Source organism: Paenibacillus caseinilyticus (assembly GCF_027533645.1).
Classification (GTDB): Bacteria; Bacillota; Bacilli; order Paenibacillales; family NBRC-103111; genus Paenibacillus_G; species Paenibacillus_G caseinilyticus.
Map to the genome: position 1 here is coordinate 1 of NZ_JAQAGY010000031.1, position 16,617 is coordinate 16,617.

At 58.3% G+C, this 16,617-nt stretch carries 16 protein-coding genes and 1 rRNA gene; 3 read left to right on the plus strand and 14 right to left on the minus strand.

The genetic code is table 11. The features are described from left to right. The 6 genes from O9H32_RS29385 to O9H32_RS29410 all read right to left on the minus strand — a co-directional run. Nucleotides 1-124 (minus strand): 16S ribosomal RNA (locus O9H32_RS29385); the annotation flags it as partial. 296 nt (nt 125-420) lie between these two features. Continuing rightward, nucleotides 421-1,416 (minus strand): DUF1835 domain-containing protein, encoded by a 996-nt coding sequence (locus tag O9H32_RS29390; RefSeq protein WP_269869670.1) that lies wholly within the window; start codon nt 1,414-1,416, stop codon nt 421-423. A 119-nt stretch (nt 1,417-1,535) separates the two neighbouring features. Further along, nucleotides 1,536-3,554 (minus strand): NAD-dependent DNA ligase LigA, encoded by a 2,019-nt coding sequence (ligA, locus tag O9H32_RS29395; protein WP_269869671.1) that lies wholly within the window; start codon nt 3,552-3,554, stop codon nt 1,536-1,538. A gap of 57 nt (nt 3,555-3,611) precedes the next feature. Further along, on the minus strand, nt 3,612-5,930 hold the full coding sequence (gene pcrA, locus O9H32_RS29400) for a DNA helicase PcrA (RefSeq protein ID WP_269869672.1): 2,319 nt from the start codon (nt 5,928-5,930) through the stop codon (nt 3,612-3,614). Next, nucleotides 5,927-6,646, minus strand: a complete 720-nt coding sequence (locus tag O9H32_RS29405) for a heptaprenylglyceryl phosphate synthase (RefSeq protein ID WP_269869673.1) — start codon at nt 6,644-6,646, stop codon at nt 5,927-5,929. Before O9H32_RS29405 ends, pcrA begins: the two co-directional genes overlap by 4 nt. Nucleotides 6,647-7,050: 404 nt before the next feature. Next, nucleotides 7,051-7,635, minus strand: coding sequence for a hypothetical protein (locus O9H32_RS29410; protein WP_269869674.1), 585 nt, complete (start codon nt 7,633-7,635; stop codon nt 7,051-7,053). Nucleotides 7,636-7,871: 236 nt separating this feature from the next. Here O9H32_RS29410 and O9H32_RS29415 point away from each other — a divergent pair, with 236 nt between their 5' ends. Next, nucleotides 7,872-8,189 carry an HNH endonuclease gene (locus tag O9H32_RS29415; RefSeq protein WP_269869675.1) on the plus strand — a complete coding sequence of 106 codons (318 nt, stop codon included), beginning with the start codon at nt 7,872-7,874 and terminating at the stop codon, nt 8,187-8,189. 90 nt (nt 8,190-8,279) lie between these two features. Here O9H32_RS29415 and O9H32_RS29420 read toward each other — a convergent pair whose 3' ends face one another. Beyond that, nucleotides 8,280-9,326, minus strand: coding sequence for a spore coat protein (locus tag O9H32_RS29420; RefSeq protein ID WP_269869676.1), 1,047 nt, complete (start codon nt 9,324-9,326; stop codon nt 8,280-8,282). 25 nt (nt 9,327-9,351) lie between these two features. Then, nucleotides 9,352-9,594 (minus strand): hypothetical protein, encoded by a 243-nt coding sequence (locus tag O9H32_RS29425; protein ID WP_269869677.1) that lies wholly within the window; start codon nt 9,592-9,594, stop codon nt 9,352-9,354. Between the two features lie 195 nt (nt 9,595-9,789). On the opposite strand from O9H32_RS29425, the gene O9H32_RS29430 reads away from it, so the two are divergent. Then, nucleotides 9,790-10,221: a MarR family winged helix-turn-helix transcriptional regulator gene (locus O9H32_RS29430; protein WP_269869678.1), complete on the plus strand. Its 432-nt coding sequence runs from the start codon at nt 9,790-9,792 to the stop codon at nt 10,219-10,221. 141 nt (nt 10,222-10,362) lie between these two features. Continuing rightward, nucleotides 10,363-10,698 (plus strand): carboxymuconolactone decarboxylase family protein, encoded by a 336-nt coding sequence (locus O9H32_RS29435; protein WP_269869679.1) that lies wholly within the window; start codon nt 10,363-10,365, stop codon nt 10,696-10,698. Between the two features lie 42 nt (nt 10,699-10,740). On the opposite strand, the gene O9H32_RS29440 is transcribed toward O9H32_RS29435, so the two are convergent. The 6 genes from O9H32_RS29440 to O9H32_RS29465 form a co-directional block, all read right to left on the minus strand. Further along, complete coding sequence (locus O9H32_RS29440) at nt 10,741-11,361, minus strand: HAD-IA family hydrolase (protein WP_269869680.1); 621 nt, start codon at nt 11,359-11,361, stop codon at nt 10,741-10,743. After that, the gene (locus tag O9H32_RS29445) at nt 11,358-12,077 is read right to left on the minus strand and encodes a PIG-L deacetylase family protein (RefSeq protein ID WP_269869681.1); all 720 of its coding nucleotides are present in this window, start codon (nt 12,075-12,077) and stop codon (nt 11,358-11,360) included. Before O9H32_RS29445 ends, O9H32_RS29440 begins: the two co-directional genes overlap by 4 nt. Nucleotides 12,078-12,410: 333 nt before the next feature. Further along, nucleotides 12,411-13,418 (minus strand): DUF4340 domain-containing protein, encoded by a 1,008-nt coding sequence (locus O9H32_RS29450; RefSeq protein WP_269869682.1) that lies wholly within the window; start codon nt 13,416-13,418, stop codon nt 12,411-12,413. Then, nucleotides 13,415-14,809: a GldG family protein gene (locus tag O9H32_RS29455; protein ID WP_269869683.1), complete on the minus strand. Its 1,395-nt coding sequence runs from the start codon at nt 14,807-14,809 to the stop codon at nt 13,415-13,417. The genes O9H32_RS29450 and O9H32_RS29455 overlap by 4 nt, the downstream gene beginning before the upstream one ends. A gap of 15 nt (nt 14,810-14,824) precedes the next feature. After that, the gene (locus tag O9H32_RS29460; RefSeq protein ID WP_269869684.1) at nt 14,825-15,538 is read right to left on the minus strand and encodes an ABC transporter permease subunit; all 714 of its coding nucleotides are present in this window, start codon (nt 15,536-15,538) and stop codon (nt 14,825-14,827) included. After that, nucleotides 15,531-16,610, minus strand: coding sequence for an ABC transporter ATP-binding protein (locus O9H32_RS29465; protein WP_269869685.1), 1,080 nt, complete (start codon nt 16,608-16,610; stop codon nt 15,531-15,533). The genes O9H32_RS29460 and O9H32_RS29465 overlap by 8 nt, the downstream gene beginning before the upstream one ends. Nucleotides 16,611-16,617 lie beyond the last annotated feature (7 nt).

A 16,617-nucleotide genomic window follows, 5' to 3' on the forward strand; every position in this document is an offset into this window, starting at 1 on the left:
GTTGCCTACGTGTTACTCACCCGTCCGCCGCTAACCATTCCCCGAAGGAAATGATCCGCTCGACTTGCATGTATTAGGCACGCCGCCAGCGTTCGTCCTGAGCCAGGATCAAACTCTCCAATAAAGTTTCGCCTCTCCGGTCAGCCTAGGCCGACCGAAGCGCTTAATTATCGTTAAAGCTGATTAAGCTCAATACTTGATGTTACGCTTGGCATTTCGTTCTCATTTGTTCAGTTTTCAAAGAGCTTTCGTTGCTGTCACATTTTGCGGTGACAAGATCGTATCTTATCACTTTCCAGCGAGCATTGCAACTTCCTTTTTCTTCGTCCGTTTGATTGGATGCTTGTTGTCCAAGCCCCGCTCGCGGCGACAAGCAATAATGTATCACAAACCATATATGAAATGCAACTATCTTTTTTATTATTTGTAAATGAGCTTGTCTCCGCCTTCATCCCAGCGCCAAGTAGGCCCATATCCGTTCAGATATATCCCTCCAAACCAACAGGATATCCCGTTCGTTGTTACATGGTCAGCCTCCATAGAGAGTACGTTTCTTCCAAAAGGAGTGAGGCCTATATGGATCCCCTCTAAGGAGAGCCCGCGTGGCTGTTGGCCGTATCCCGGTAATTCTCCGCCTTTGATTCCTATCAGTGGCTGCTCGCACGCAGCTAACTCCCTAAGCAATCCCCAAAACTGCACATCTCCCAAACCGTAATCCAACCAGATCTCCGATACCTTGCCAAAAAGCGACTCCGGCTGGACCACCCCCTCCTGGATCAAGCGAAGGGCGCACTCTTGTACCGCCGATAGACCGTTGTGCAAGGAAGGCAGACGCCTAAGATGGCATTCAAATGCCCGTTGTAGGAAAGGAAGCTTGCCCGAGTGCCCTTCAATTAACTCGACAAGCTTCATAGGGTTGTTCCCCGCATAAGCATCCCATGCCCGGACAGCAAGTTCAATCTGATCTTCCGATACAGCCTTCCATGTATTCATAAGTGAAGCAGTCTGCTGCACGGTCAATGAGCCCAGTCCTTTAAAAGGATGTATCCCAGGGTAAGAATCTATACAGATTAGGGAGAGTCTTTCCTTCCCGAGTTCCTGCCTTGCGAACCACTGCAGCAAATAGATCAGCATGGCCTGATCAAATAAATCATGTTCAAACCAAAGAATGACCTCGTCGTATGAACGGAACTCCTCCAGCTCTTTCTCCTGCTGAGCGGTAGAACGCTCGAACTCTCCCTCGGGCACGCCCCGCTCGGCGAAATAACGCGCCCGGGCCGTACGTGTCTTCGTATCGGTAAATTCGACCGATAAGGGCCCTTCATACAGGCTTTCGCGCCACACCATAATGTTCGCTCCCGGCACAGCGGAGGCTAGCTTGGCAGCAAACGAGTCTCCGTTCACGATATGCAGCATGGGTTCCCCCTCCTTTGGTCTCGCAACAAAAAAACGCCGGACGATTCGCTCCCAACTCAGCAGAGTACGTTCTTCCGGCGTTTCTTGTTAGTTATTTGTCGTTTATTGGCTGCCTTAGACTAGCCTTCCCCCAATAAACGGAGCAGCTCCGCCTCATCATCGATGATCCGGATTCCAAGTTCCTGCGCCTTCGTCAGCTTGCTACCTGCGCTCTCACCTGCGATGACGAAGTCGGTTTTCTTTGAAACGCTGCCGGTCACCTTCGCCCCAAGCTTCTCCAGCTTCTTGGCACACTCGTCCCGGCCCATCGATGCGAGAGTTCCGGTAATGACGACCGTTTTGCCGAAGAATTCGCTGTTCTCATCAACAACGACGGTCGCCTCTTCCGCTGTAGGCGCTACACCGGCAGCGAGCAGACGCTCGATACTGCGCAGCATGGCCGGATCACGGAAAAATCCTGCGATGCTCTCCGCGACAATGCCCCCGATATCCGGGAGGGTAACCAGCTCTTCCGGCTCGGCCTTCATGACCTTGTCGAGACTGCGGTAATGGTCGGCGAGCTCTTTGGTTGTCGTCTTGCCAGTGTTGGGAATCCCAAGGGCGTACAAGAACGAAGCGAGATCGCACGGCTTGCTCCGCTCCAAGGCGGCAAGCAGGTTCTCCGCTTTCTTCGTGCCGAAGCGCTCGAGCCCGACCAGCTGGTCGAAGGTCAAGTAATAGAGGTCGGACGGGTCACGCACCTGAAGGGCGTCATAAAGCTGTTCGGCGGTTTTCTCGCTGAACGTGTCGATCTCCATCGCATCCCGCGAAGCGAAATGAGCGATGCGCCCCACGAGCTGAGGCCGGCAGTCATAGCGGTTCAAGCAAAAGAGATGCGGACCCTTCTTCTCCAGCGGGAAGCTGCAGTAGGGACACTCGCTGGGAGGCACGATCTCCTCTCCGTCGGCTTCTTCCGTCACTTTCCCGAGGATCTCGGGAATGACGTCGTTCGACCGGCGGATATAGATCAGCGAGCCTAGCGCATGCTTCAGGTTCTTCCGCTCGATATCGTCCATGTTGTTCAGCGTGCAGTTCTGCACGGTCACCCCGGCGATATCGACGGGCTCTACCCGGGCCAAAGGCGTGACCTTGCCGGTCCGGCCCACATTCCATGTCACGCCGAGCAGTGTCGTGACCGCTTCTTCGGCCTCGAACTTGTAAGCGACGGCCCATCTCGGGAATTTGTCGGTATAGCCGAGTACTTCGCGGGTCCGCATATCATTGATTTTGACCACGAGTCCGTCAATCAGGAAATCGAAGGTATGGCGAATCGATACGAGATGCTTCAGTTCCTCCTCCACGGCATCGATGGATTCGAAGAATTTCACGTGCGGACTGACCTTGAAGCGGTTCTCGCGCAGGAATTCGACCATTTCGTGATGGTCCCCGAACTGCAGGGACTCCGAGTAGCCGACATTGTAGAAATAAGCGTTCAGCTTGCGTTCAGCCGTTACTTTGGGATTCAGGTTGCGCAAAGCCCCAGCCGCCGCATTGCGCGCGTTCTTGAGCGGATCCGCGGCCGTCTGGTTGTAGGCCTCGAGCACCGACAGGTTCATGATGCCCTCGCCCTGTACTTCAATCTTGCCCTCTGTATACGGAATACGCAAAGGAATAGAGCGGATCGTCTTCACATTGGCGAGGATGCCCTCTCCGACCACGCCGCTGCCCCGGGTAGCCGCCTGGACAAGCTCCCCTTGGTCATAGGTCAGGTTCAGCGTCAGCCCGTCGAACTTCAATTCCACGACAAAGGAAAGCGGAGGCAGCGGATCGTCCTCATGCTTGGCGTTATAGTCGTTCCACAGCTTCTGGGCACGCGTATGCCAAGCCATCAGGTCATCATGGTTCTGCGCCTTGTCGAGGCTCCAGAGCCGGGCCAGATGGCGGTGGGATTCGAAGCCCTTGAGCAGCTCCGCACCGACCCTCAGGGAAGGGGAGTCCGGCAGCACGGTGCCGGTCTGCGCTTCGAGCTCCTGAAGCCGCTTGTACAGGGCATCCCACTCCGCATCCGTGATGCTCGGCTGGTCGAGCGTATAGTACATATAATTATGTTTGTTGATCTCATCGATCAGGGCTTGCATGGTCTCCAAAGCCGAGGGCATGGATCACTTCATCCTCTCATGGCAGCGTATCGGGATATAAAAGCTAGTGTAGGCGCATTACGCCTTGGTAATCGGTGCGAACTTCGCGAGCAGCCGCTTCACGCCCACGGGGGCGGGGAAAGCGATCTGCAGCTCGGTGTCATCCCCCGAGCCTTTGAGCGCGACGACGGTCCCTGTGCCCCATTTGCCGTGCGAGACTTTGTCCCCCATGGCAAAGTCGAGGCTCTTCGGCGCGGAGGCCGCGGACGCGCCGCCGGATGAAGCGCTGGCGGCCGGGGCAGCCCCGCCGCTGCGGAAGCTCACCGGCGTGCGGCCCGCTGCTGCGGCCGGCGCACCGCCGCCGAAACCGCCGGCACTGCCGAAGCGGCGCTCGCCGCCGGCGGAGCCGGAGCCCGCGCTGCCGCCGCGGCCGAACCCTCCCGGACGGGCAGGTTCGATGAGCTCCGGCGGGAGCTCGCGCAGGAACCGCGACGGCGCGTTCTGCGCCGTCCGGCCGAACAGCGTGCGCATGCGCGCGCAGGTGAGGAAGAGTTGTTCCTCGGCGCGGGTGATGCCCACGTACGCGAGACGGCGTTCTTCTTCGAGTTCCTCGTTGTCGGCGACCGCGCGGGAATGCGGGAATACGCCTTCTTCAAGGCCCATAATGAAGACGACGGGGAACTCGAGGCCCTTGGCGCTGTGCATCGTCATAAGCACGACGCCCTGCTTGCCTTCTTCCGGATCGGCGTTCATGGAATCGATGTCCGCGATCAGCGCGAGGTCCGTCAGGAAGGACACGAGCGACTTGTCCTCATTGCGCTTCTCGAAGTCCATCGTCACGGACAGGAACTCGTCGATATTCTCGAGGCGGGCCTGGGACTCGATCGTGTTCTCACGCTTCAATTCTTCGCGGTAGCCGGAGAGCTCGAGCACTTTTTCCGTAAGCTCGGTAACCGACAGATACTCCACCATCCGGTGCAGGTTCTCGATCATATCGCGGAAGTCCGCCAGCGCATTCTTCGCCTTCGAAGCCATCTCGATGGAATCCACGTTCTCGAGCATGGAGAAAAGAGAGACTCCGAACTGCCCCGCCGCTCCGGCCACCCGGTCGAGCGACGTGTCGCCAATGCCTCTCTTCGGCACATTGACCACGCGGGTAAAGGAAATATCGTCATCCGGGTTCGAGATCAGACGGAGGTAGGCCAGAATGTCCTTGATCTCTTTGCGGTCGTAGAACTTCACGCCGCCGACGATCTGGTACGGGATGTCCGACTTGATCAGAATTTCCTCCATGACCCGGGACTGGGCGTTCGTACGGTACAGAATCGCATGATCCTTATAGCGCCGGCCGCTGTCCAGGTTGCGGCGGATCTCACCCGTAATAAAGTAGCCTTCCTCATGCTCGGAGTCGGCTTGGTACACTTTGATTTTGTCCCCTTCATTCTTGTCGGTCCACAGGTTCTTGACCTTGCGGCCGGTGTTGTTCGCGATCACCTTGTTCGCCGCGTTCAGAATGTTGGAGGTCGAACGGTAGTTCTGCTCGAGCAGGATCGTCGTCGCGTTCGGATAGTCCTTCTCGAAGTCAAGAATATTGGAGATATCCGCTCCGCGCCACCGGTAGATGGACTGGTCGCTGTCCCCCACCACACAGATACGCTTGTACTTGTCAGCCAGCATCCGGCAGAGCATATACTGCGCGCGGTTCGTATCCTGATACTCGTCGACGTGAAGATACTGGAATTTGTTCTGGTAGAAATCGAGCACATCCGGCACGTGCTTGAACAGCTCGATGGTCGTCATGATGAGATCGTCGAAGTCGAGCGAGTTGTTCGCCCGCAGTTTGCGCTGGTAGGAAGAGTACACCTTCGCCACGATGCCGTCGAAATAATCGCCGATCTTCCGCTCGAACATCTCCGGGGTCTGCAGTTCGTTCTTCGCATTGGAAATAGCGGCCTGCACGGCCTTCGGTTCGAATTTCTTCGAGTCGATGTTCTGCTCTTTCATAATATTGCGGATCACGGAGAGCTGATCGCCGGAATCCAGAATCGAGAAGTTCGAAGTGAACCCGATACGGGAAATATCCCGGCGCAGAATCCGGACGCACATAGAGTGGAACGTAGAGACCCAAATATCGCCGCCCTGAGGACCGACGAGCGTACTCACCCGCTCCTGCATCTCCCGCGCCGCCTTGTTCGTAAAGGTAATCGCCAGGATGCTCCAGGGTGCAGCCTTGCGCGTGGCGATCAGGTAAGCGATCCGGTGCGTAAGCACGCGGGTCTTGCCGCTCCCTGCGCCGGCCATGATCAATAGAGGTCCGTCGACAGTCTCGACCGCTTTCTTCTGCTGGGGATTGAGTTTGTTCACCGCTTGGAATATATCGATAGGTTGATTGATCATGAATGGGTTCCTTTCTCATAAGAGGAAGCCTCGCGAACGGCCTGTACCGTCCCGAGAGCGCCCTCCAGATCGTAATAAACGCTGTTGCCGACAACCACCGTATGGGCCGCCCTGGCCGCCTGGCGCGCTTTGTCCGGTCCATCGATGCCCCCTCCGTAGAAGAGACGCGATTCCCCGAGCAATCCGGCGACCCGCTGCACAAGAGCCATATCACCGAAGGTTCCGCTGTATTCCATATAAATGACCGGGCACCGGAACAGGCGGTCGCCGAGGCGTGCATAGGCTTCTACATCTCGGCCTGTGAGCTCTGTATCGGAAGACGTGACCTGCGCCGCGGCGGACTCGCCGTTGAGCATAATATAGCCTTCGGTCACAATCTGGCTCCAATCCATGATGGCGCCGTATTCCTTCAGCGCCGCGTGCTGCCTCCCCGTAATCCACTGGGGATCGCGGCTGTTCAGCACCACCGGAATGAAATAAAGGTCAAAGCCGGGCACAATCGCTTCCTGCTCGGACACCTCCAGAACGCAGGGCACTTCGTAACGCCGGATGCGCGCCAGCAGATCAACCGTATTGTCGAAGGTAACACCCGTCGAGCCGCCGACCATGATGGCGTCGGTGCCGGACAGGCATACCCTCTCGAGCGCCTCGTCTTCGAGCTCCCGGTCCGGGTCCAATTTGAATACATGCTTCCATGATTTGAGATCCAGATGCAAAAGAAAATCCTCCTGTCTTTCCGCCGCAGGGCCAGGCACGTACGGCGCTTCAAACAAAAAAGCCCTTGCTTCCGCTAACCTTCCAATATGCGGCTGTGCCATATGGGGCTGGGACCAGGGAGTTCGTATAAGAGTCGTAGTAGAGACTGTGAGCGTTATGAAAATGTACCGTTCTAGGGACTAGTCTAGTCTACCCGGAAGGGTGTGTCAATGAAAGACAACTTTCCCCGGAGTACCTTGAAGCCTCACCGTTATTATACCACAAAAGAGGAATGTACGTTCGGACATCTGTCCATGCCAAAAAGCAGCCGTTCCCTTCAGGGAAACGCGGCTGCTTCTGCTTGGTTAATGGGATGCCTGGGATGCCATGCCATCCCCTTCCTTCCGGGCCCTCCCTGATGGGATTACGATTCCGTCCGGAATTCCGTAATCACGAGGCGCCCGTTCTCGATCTGGTAGGAGGACACATGGCGCATGACGGATTCCGCCCCGTCTCCGCGTCGCTTGCCGCTGAGCGTAAGCTTCGTGCGGTTCAGCTCCGGCTGCTCCCTCTGCAGCTCGTACCGGTCCCATTCGCTGCGCAGTCCGAGCATCGCTTTGGTGCTGTTCGCCTGGTAAGTTCCCGTCGTGGGATCGTGCCTGTAGAAATAATCGATCATGTTCTGTGCCATCTGCGGCGTATACACTTGGGTAAGATGCTTGCGCATCTCCCGCATCGCATATTCGTCCATCTCGCCGGTGACCGGAGAGGACAGAACCTTATGCGTCCAATCATCCACCTGGCGTACCCATGCTACCACCTTCTCGTCGGAACCGGACAAGGCATCCTTATCCATCGGGGGAGGCTCTATCTGGGAGAAGGTCTGGAGCAGCCGTTCTTTGCCCACGGTTTTTTGCATGGTCTTCAGATTGGCGTCATTGCTCTCATCCCGGGTCTGGCAGCCGGCCAGCATAGATGCGAGCAGGCCCAGTATCAGCAATCGTTTCATCGGAGTACCCCTCCTGCGGTTTGGCGGTTTTATCGTATTATGGGTAAAAGTCGAATATCTATACCTGCGTTTCCCTACGGCTCCCTGCCGAGAAGCACAAAAGATATGGTGCCCGGCCCCCGGCTATTAAAAGAACCGCGAATGAGGGAAGGTAATGAAAAGAAGACCGCAGACGGCACCCCCGTGCCGCGGAAGCCGCCAGCGAATCATGCCGGAAACGAGAGGGAGGGAGTCCTTTGAGCAAGAAAAATGAATTCCGAAAGGAGAGCGGCCGGTGCGAGCTCTGCCTCCGGGACGAGGTCCAAACGACGGAGCACCACTTGACGCCCAAAGAAAAAGGAGGAACCTTCCTTGGGACCGCCAACCTGTGTATCCCCTGCCATAAGCAGATCCACGCCCTCTTCACCAATGCCGAACTGGCTGCCGGTCTGCATACGCTGGAAGCCCTCCGGGCCAATGAAGCGATAGCGGGGTTCCTGCGCTGGATCCGCAAACAGCCCCCTTCCGTCCTCCCCCGCATAAACAAGTCCCAGCATGTCAGGGGACGGCGGTAACCGGCCTCCGGAGCGAGAGGGCCCCATTCCAAAGGCCGGGCAGCGGAAAAAGCCCCGGCGCATGGCAATTCTGCCGTCCGGGGCATGGAGTTACATCATGTATTTGGTTCCTTGATGGGATCCCTGGTTGTTCTGCTGGTTCTTGACCGAGGAAGCCGAGGAAGCCTGGAGCCCCTGAGAAGCATCAGAGGCGGAGGAAGCGCTCATGCTGTAGCCGCCGCTCTGGCGGGCCGAGGAAGAAGTCAACCCGGATGCCGCATACCCTTGGCCCGATCCGGTCTCCTGCGCCTGGGATTTAGAGCTGTAAGACTCAGCCGCATTGCCTCCGAACCGCCCGCTGCCGTACTCCTGCACGGCTTGTTTGGCCGTATAATATTCCCCGTTGTCGGTACCTGCAACCGAGGACTTCAAGCTGTACTCGCCATCCTGCCCTTGCTGCGAAGCCGAGCTATATGTCTGGAAGCTCGTATTGAAGTTCTGTCCTTGAAGCCCTTGGAGCTGGGACGGCGTATAGGAAGAGGCATAGCCTTGTCCCGAACTCGGCGAGGAGGCTGCTCCTTGGGTATACGATGTCCCCTGCATACCGGCACCGTACTGCGATTGGCCTGCCTGCGACGACAGCGCGCCGGGGTAGCTTGCCCCGCCGACATTATAGCTCGATTGATACACCTGCTGCTGGGGCGCCGGTTGGTGGTAAGCCTGGCTCTGTTGGTACGCCTGCTGCAGGGAGGGCTGCTGTTGGTTCTGACCGCTCTGCTGCTGGTATTGACCCGTGCTGGCATAGGCGTTCTGCACGGCCTGCTGTACGGTGTTTTGCAGCTGCTCCGCTTTGCGGACCTGGGTCTGGAGCTCCTGCTGGACATCCTGCTGGGACGCCATGCGGATGGAGTTGTAGCCGTTAATCTGCGCGAGCACCGTGAAGAGCTCCGCCTGATCCTGAAGCGTCTTCTGGGTCAGCGACATGAACGTCTGACGGATCGCCGGATGGCTGGCTTCCAGAGCGGCCGTCGTATACTCGCGGGCCGTCCGCTTCAGCTCGGACAGCACAAGTTTCGCTACGTCCTGCTCGTCCAGATGCAGGTGGCGCTGCTCGGAAGCCGGTTGGCCCTGCGGTTGGCTGCTGTTGGTTTGGTACATGGCCTTAGGCACCTCCTATGTATGCTTAATGGGTGATTTGCGTATGCTGCTGCAGCGTCCGGAGCAGTTGATCCGTATTTTGCAGCCGTTCCTGGGCGATCTGGGCCAGCTTCTGCTTGAGCTGCGGCGTCTTGCTCTCCACTACACCCTGGATGGCAATCTTGGCGAGCATCTCTTCATTCGAAAGAGAGTCGGAGATATAGGCCAGTTCCTTGGCCGTGACCGTATTGCCGCTAAGCGCTTGCTGCTGTTGTTGTTGGTTATACATGGAAGATCCTCCTTTCCTATTCGACAAGGGTAGCTTGCCCGGTCTGTGGCAAATTATGTATTGGTTAGCAAATTTTTTGGGGGATCCTACCGTATGGGGAAAAGCCGGCCGCAGGGAAACTCGGAAGGGGAACGGCATCCGCCTCCTGCTCCCGGCCTTGTGGTATAGTGGAATAGTGGAAGGAGCTGTCGTACCATGGAGCCGCATATGTCAACCTTGGCCGGTTATTGGCTGAAAATCACCTACCGTCATATCTGTAATTACCTCGATGAGCAGCTTGTTCCCTATGGCATAACCAACGCCCAGCTCGGGGTGCTGCTCATGCTGTGGGAACGGGAGGGCCTCACTCAAAAGGATCTGCAGGAGGGCCTTGGCATCCGGGCCGCTTCCCTGTCCCATCTGATGAAAGGGCTTGAAGCCAAAGGCCTCATCCAGCGGCACCCGGACGAGCGGGACACCCGGATCAACCGCGTCTTTCCGACTGCCGCTGCCCAGGAGATCAAAGCTGACTGCCTGCGCATCACGGCCGAAGGGGAGCAGAAGCTGACGGCCCATCTATCCACTGCCGAAAAAGAGATTCTGCTGGCTCAGCTGGAGCAGATGAGCGACAATATGAAAAAGGCCTGAGCCCCAGCGGGCTCGGGCACTTCCCTACAGAACGGCACAAAAACCCCTGGTACATATTGACAATGGGGTCGTCATTCGTTATCTTTATAGTTAGATATCTAATTATTAGATATCTAACTATGTTTCCAAGGAGAATACGCCATGACCGATGACATTATCTACCGCCGCTCCAATCTGAAACGCATTGCCGATGTGCAAAAGCTCGTGCCCGCCTCCGCGGGCGCCTACTTCCGGTTCGAGAAGGAAGCCTTCGCGAGTGGGGCGATCCCGGCGAGGACCAAGGAATTGATTGCCATTGCCGCCGCTCATGTCACCGGCTGCCCGTACTGCATCGATGTCCATGTCGGGAAATTCAAAAACCTCGGAGGTACGGCGGAGGAAGTGATAGAAGCCGCCATGGTGGCCGGCGTCGTAAAAGCCGGTGCCGCGCTTGCGCACAGCACCCACGCCCTGCGCGCTTTCGAGGAGCTGCCTTAAAGCCGCGGCCCATGCCTGGCCGTCCGGCTCGTCTTGCTCCTGTTACAACAGCCGGAGCAGTTCCTCCGCCTGATGCAGCACGTAATCAGGTTCGGCCCGGCGGAGGAGCTCTTCGGCATCGTAGCCCCAAGTGACAGCCGCAACGGGCAGACCGACCCGGCGGCAGGCTTCAATGTCCCTCAGCTCGTCGCCGATATAGAGCGCCTCGCCGGGAAGAAGCCGCCGGGCCGTCAGCAGACGCTGTATCGCCCTGTCTTTGCCGAACAGGTTCGTTGCCGTGTAGATGAAATGGGGGCTGTCCCATCCGCCCCGATCCAGAAAGGCACGGATGTTCTCCTCCCGGTTGGAGGATAAGATCCCGGTGGTGATGCCTCGGCGGCCGAGCTCCCGCAGTACTTCGGGCAGCCCCTCCACCGGCTCCAATTCCGTTACCTCCTGCTTGTAACGGCGCTTCATCTCGATGAGCATGGCCGGCAGCTTGCGGAGCGGGCAGCCCAGCGCACGGAGCCGGTCCGGGATGGACAAGGCCGCCAGCGCTGGGATCTCCTCCTCCCGGATGGCACGGCAGCCATAGGAGACCGAAAGCTCATTGAACAGGCGGATGGCAAGGTCACGCGAAGCCACCATCGTTCCGTCAAAATCGAAAATGACAGTCGGCTTCATTCGCCCTCCCCGCCCCTTCCCACAAAATCGGCAAGGGAAGTCTCGATCCTCTGCGGGTTCCCTTCCCCCTTCGTCCACGCCAGGGCGAACGACTCGTACTTCAAGCTCTCCGGAAACGTGGTCTCCAGATCGCCAAAATACTTCTCGATAACGACCCGCTGGGAACGGTGGGCGAGCAGCGCTCTCCGTTTGACGTCCCAGCGTTCCCTGGAATCGAGCCGGAACGTAAGCGGCCTTCCATGGGCTGCTGGCCCGAATAGGAAATAATACAGCTTCCGCACGGTAGTGCACTCCCCTCCGAACACAGCCTCACGCGATCCACGCGAGATCGCGATATGATCGGGATGGCCGTTGCCGCCGTCTTCCGGGAAGGTGACCACGACCTCGACCCGATGCCGTTCCAGAAAATCGGCGATCCGGGAAGACAGCTCCGCCACGGGCACTTCCCCGAGCTTGCCGTCCGCGTATCCCAAATGCTCCACTTCCCGGATGCCCAAGATGCCCGCGGCTTCCCCCAGCTCCTGTACCCGCAGTGCCGCCAACTCCTCCCGGCTCATCGGCCCGAGGTGTCCCGTCTGTCCCGCATCGCCCCGCGTCGCCGACAGCAGCACGACCGTATGGCCGGCGTCGGCCAGTTCACGGACCAGCACCGCGCTGCCGAACGTCTCATCATCCGGATGCGCCAGCACAAGTCCTATTACCGCTTTGCTCCCCATCGTCTCCACTCCTTTACTATAGTGACATTATACCCCAAGGCGTTCCCAAGGTAACGTGATAACGCAGAGCGTCCGCCAAAAAGCGGAGCGCGATAACCCGTGCAAGCTCTCAGGGAAGATTCCTCCTACTCAAATAACGACAGGAGAGGGCGTTCCGGCGTTCGGGGGAGGGCCCGGGAGAAGCATGGGACCAAGATAAACCGCAGATAATGCGAAATATAAGATTACGGGATCGAGCCCTGGTGAGATATAAATTCTTAGATTTCAAAACAAAGCGGCCGGCCGGAGGGAATCTCTTCCCGCCAGCCGGCCGCTTCCTTGCCATATAGTCCGTTATTGCTGTGCCTGCGGAGCCGGAGCCGGAGCCTCCTGCGAAGACTCTGGCGCCGAAGGGGCCGCCCCTCCCGCTGCCCCTTCGGCCGCCTTGGCCTTCGGCAGACCGGCCAGCTCCTGCACGCTGGCCGCCGGTACGGCAAAAGCCCATGTGCCGCCCTGCTTCGCCAGCCAGACGCTGGTCCCGTCCAGCTTACCGGTGTAGACGGACGCCGCCGCTTTGCCTTCCGCGTCCGCCTCTTGGACCTCCAGCCGCAGGTCCGGCTGATCTAGGCCCTTGACGTCCGTCGCGGCCTTCGCCGGCTGGTCGGTCATCAGGAAGGACGTCTTGTCGAGGTAGGCCGAAGCGTCGGCCCCCTTCACTTCCTTATCGCCGAGCTTCCAATTCGCCTCGTACGACTTTTTGTCCGGCTCGGCCTTGGTCAGCGTCCACTTCTCGCCCTTATAGTCTACCGCAATGGAGCGGACGGCCTCATAGTTCAGCTTCACCGGACTCTTCTCCATAAAATCAAGCGGCTGCTTGGCAAGCGCCGTGACGTGTGTCTCCGCCAGCTGGAACACCTCTGGCGAAGAACTGAACTTCGCGTAATAGAACCCCTGCACGGCCACGGGATCGCCCACGGACAGCGTATGCTTCGTTCCGTCCTTCAGCGTCACGGTGAACTCCTGCTTCGGCTGAGCCAGCCCGAACTGAGCAAGGTCCGACGGATTCGCGTCTACCGTCTTCTCTTTCTTCGCGTTCGTGAAACTGTCCACCCACGCCCCGGGCTGGAATTCATTCAAGGGCAGGGCGGACGGCTTCGTCATGGCCCACTGGCCGTCCTTCTGCTCCATCTGAGTGACCGTCTCGCCGTTCTTGATCGTATAGGCGGACACGTCCTGCTTATTCACCGTGACGAGCGACGGGGTCTCCGGCGGTTTTTCTTTGAAGAAGTCCTTGCTGGAGGCGTACCAGAATCCGCCTATGCAGAGGATGACGAGAACGAGGGTCGGTATCAGCCTCTTCATCCCAGTCTCCTCCTCCACCAGATCAAGCCGCCGAGTATCAGGAAGAACAACGGGTACAAGAGAACCGTGCCGTAGAAAATCGTATTGCCTTGTCCCTGAGTCAGCATCGCGGTCTGCGGGGCGTCGCCTTCCCGAGGACGGATGGTCACCCCGCCCTTCTGCTCCTGGAGCCAGCTGACGCTGTTCAGAGCGAAGTCGCGGTTGCCCTGCTGCTGGATGATGCTGTCCTGGAAGAAGGTCGAACCGCCGAGCACGACAGCCTTCGGCTTCTTGTCCTTATCTTCGACGACGTACCCGAGATTCAGCGGCCCTTTGACGTCCTTCGCATCATTGGCGCTGCGGCTGGAGTTCGCCAGCGTCTGCAGGTCGGTCTCGCCGTACGCTTTGTCCGTCGTCTTCAGGATCGGTGTAACGGGGAAGTCCGCCACCGGCTCGCCTGCGCCAAGGGAGACCGCGAGGGTCATCATCGTGAGCAGGTTGTACTGCTGCAGCTTGCTTGTAATCTCATGGCTGCCGTATTCCGGAATAATCGTCAGCGGATCGTACAGCATGCTCTGCTTCGGCTCGATGGCCACCGCGTGCTGATCCTGGATGCCGTACTGGGACATGATCGCATCAAGGTTTTTCCAACCCGCCGCCATCTCTTTGTTGAAGCCGAGCGCCAGATACAGCTTGCCCTTGCCGCTCAGGTACGTCTTGACGAGCTCCGCTTCCTTATCGGAGAGATCGTTCGCCGGACCGATGACGAACAGCACCTCGGCATCATCCGGGATCTTGCCCTCCCGCAGCAAGTTGAGTTCCTTCACTTCATAGTTCTCGCCCTCGAGGCCGCTGCGCCACAGGTTCATCTGGCTCATCGGCATCTCGTTGTGGCCCGAGAGGAAGTATACTTTGCGCTTCTCCTTCACATTAAGGTTAGCCAGCGCCTGCGTCAGCTTCTCTTCCCCGCTGAACTTGTATACTTCGCCCTGCTGCTTCCCGGGAATAAACATATCATAGTAGTAGATGGTTTTCTTCTGGGTGCCGCTCTCCACGACCAAGGTACCGGCCGGGTCCACCTCGTAATTTTTGGCTACCGCCGGATTCTTCACGAGATCGTATTCGTCAAACGTAATTTTGCCGTTCTGCCGTTTGTACTCCTGCACAAGGTCAGTCACCTGCCGAGAGATGATCTGCTCCGTCTGGTCGCTTGTGAAGGCAATGATGTGTACATCGGTGTCGAGCGCCTTCAAGGTCTGCAGCGTCTGATCGGCCAATGTAAACTTGTTGTCTTTCGTAAAGTCGACCTTGAGGTTCTTCGCCGAGTTCAGAAATATCGTCAGCACGATGAAGATGCCGATCACCGCCAGCGACAGCACGGTCGCGTTCGTTCCGCGGATCCACTTGTTCACTTGCCTCTTCCCCCTTTATCTCCAGCGTTTGCGTTCGAGCACTTGGATGCTCAGCAGCAGGAACACCGCGATCAGCGTCACATAGAACAGGACGTCCGAGAAATCGAGCACGCCCTTCTGCAGGTCGCTCGTGCGGCCCACAATCGAGAACAGTCCCAGATAATCCTTGATCTTGCCTCCCACGGTATCGCCCAGCCACTCGATCGTCCAGAATACGAGCAGGATCGCAAAGCCGATGATACCCGATACCATCTGGTGCGACGACAGTGAGGATGCGAAGAGTCCCACGGACATCATCGCCGCGCCCAACAGGAACATGGCGAGATAAGACATCCACAGAACCGGCTGGTCCAGTTCGCCGAAAGCGCTCAGAATCAGCGGATAGATGAGGCAGCCCACCACCAGCAGAAGCTGGACGACGACAGCCGCCAAATATTTGCCGAGCACAATCTCCGTCAGGGAGACCGGGGAAGTCAGCAGGAGCTCATCGGTGCCTTGGCGCAGCTCGTCGGCAACCAGCCGCATGGTGAGCAGCGGGATGATGAACAAGAACACGAAGGTCGTCGAGCCGAAGATCGGCCGCACATCCACATAATACGGCTGGTACAGGAAATTCGCGCTGAAGAAGTACCCCGCAATCAGGAAAAAGAACGCGAACGCCGCATAGGCGATCGGCGAGTAAAAATAATGCTGCAGCTCCTTCTTCGTCATGGCCAGCATTCTACGCATGCGGTGCCACCTCCCCTTCGGCTTCGGCTGCCGCAGCCGTCTCCAGCGATTCGCTCGTCGTCAGCTTCAAGAAGATATCCTCCAGGCTGAGGCTCTCCCGTCGCATGGCAAGAATCGGATACCGCTTCTCCGCCATGCGGTAGAACAGCGCTTCGCGGATGTCCTCGCGGTCGGCCGCCGTGACCAGCACCCGCACGCCGGCTTCAGCAGCAGCTGCATCGGCGGGCTGAGCCCCAGGCTCCGCAGCGGAGAGCTCCGCCCCTTCGGCGGCCGGTGCGGATAGAGCCGGCTGCGCCAGGTCTGCGCCAAGTTCCCGCACGCTGCCCACGCCCGGCACCGACGCCAGCTCCGCCAGCACCGCTTCGCGGGGACCGCGGACTTCAAGCGACACTTCGAAGGTCTCGCCCATGGAATTCGCAAGCTGATCCGGCTGGCCGTCCAGCACAATCTGCCCGCCGTTAATGATGAGCACCCGGTTGCACAGCGTATTGATCTCCGGCAGGATGTGCGTGGAGAGCAGCACCGTATGGTTCTCCCCAAGCTCGCGGATGAGCTGGCGGATCTCGATGATCTGCTTCGGATCAAGCCCCGACGTAGGCTCATCGAGCACGAGCAGGTCGGGATTGTGCAGAATCGCCTGCGCCAGACCGATCCGCTGCTTGTAGCCCTTGGAGAGGCTTCGGATGATCTGCCGCTCCCGTCCCTGCAGACCGAGCCGTTCGACGACTTCCCCGATCCGCCGTTTCTGGTCTCTCGCGGGAATGTCTCTCAGATCCGCAATGAATCCAAGATAGGCGGATACGGTCATCTCCGGATAGAGCGGCGGCGTCTCCGGCAGATAGCCGATCTTCTGCCGCGCCTTCTTCGGATGGTCGGCCATCGACAGCCCGTCGATCGTGATGCTGCCGTGCGTCGGATTCAAATAACCGGTGATCATCCGCATCGTCGTTGTTTTGCCAGCCCCGTTCGGTCCGAGGAACCCGACAATCTCACCTCGGTTCATCGAAAAATCGATGTTCCGGACCCCTCTCTGGTTCTCGTACAATTTGCTGACTCCTTTGACCTCAAGCACGGTCAAA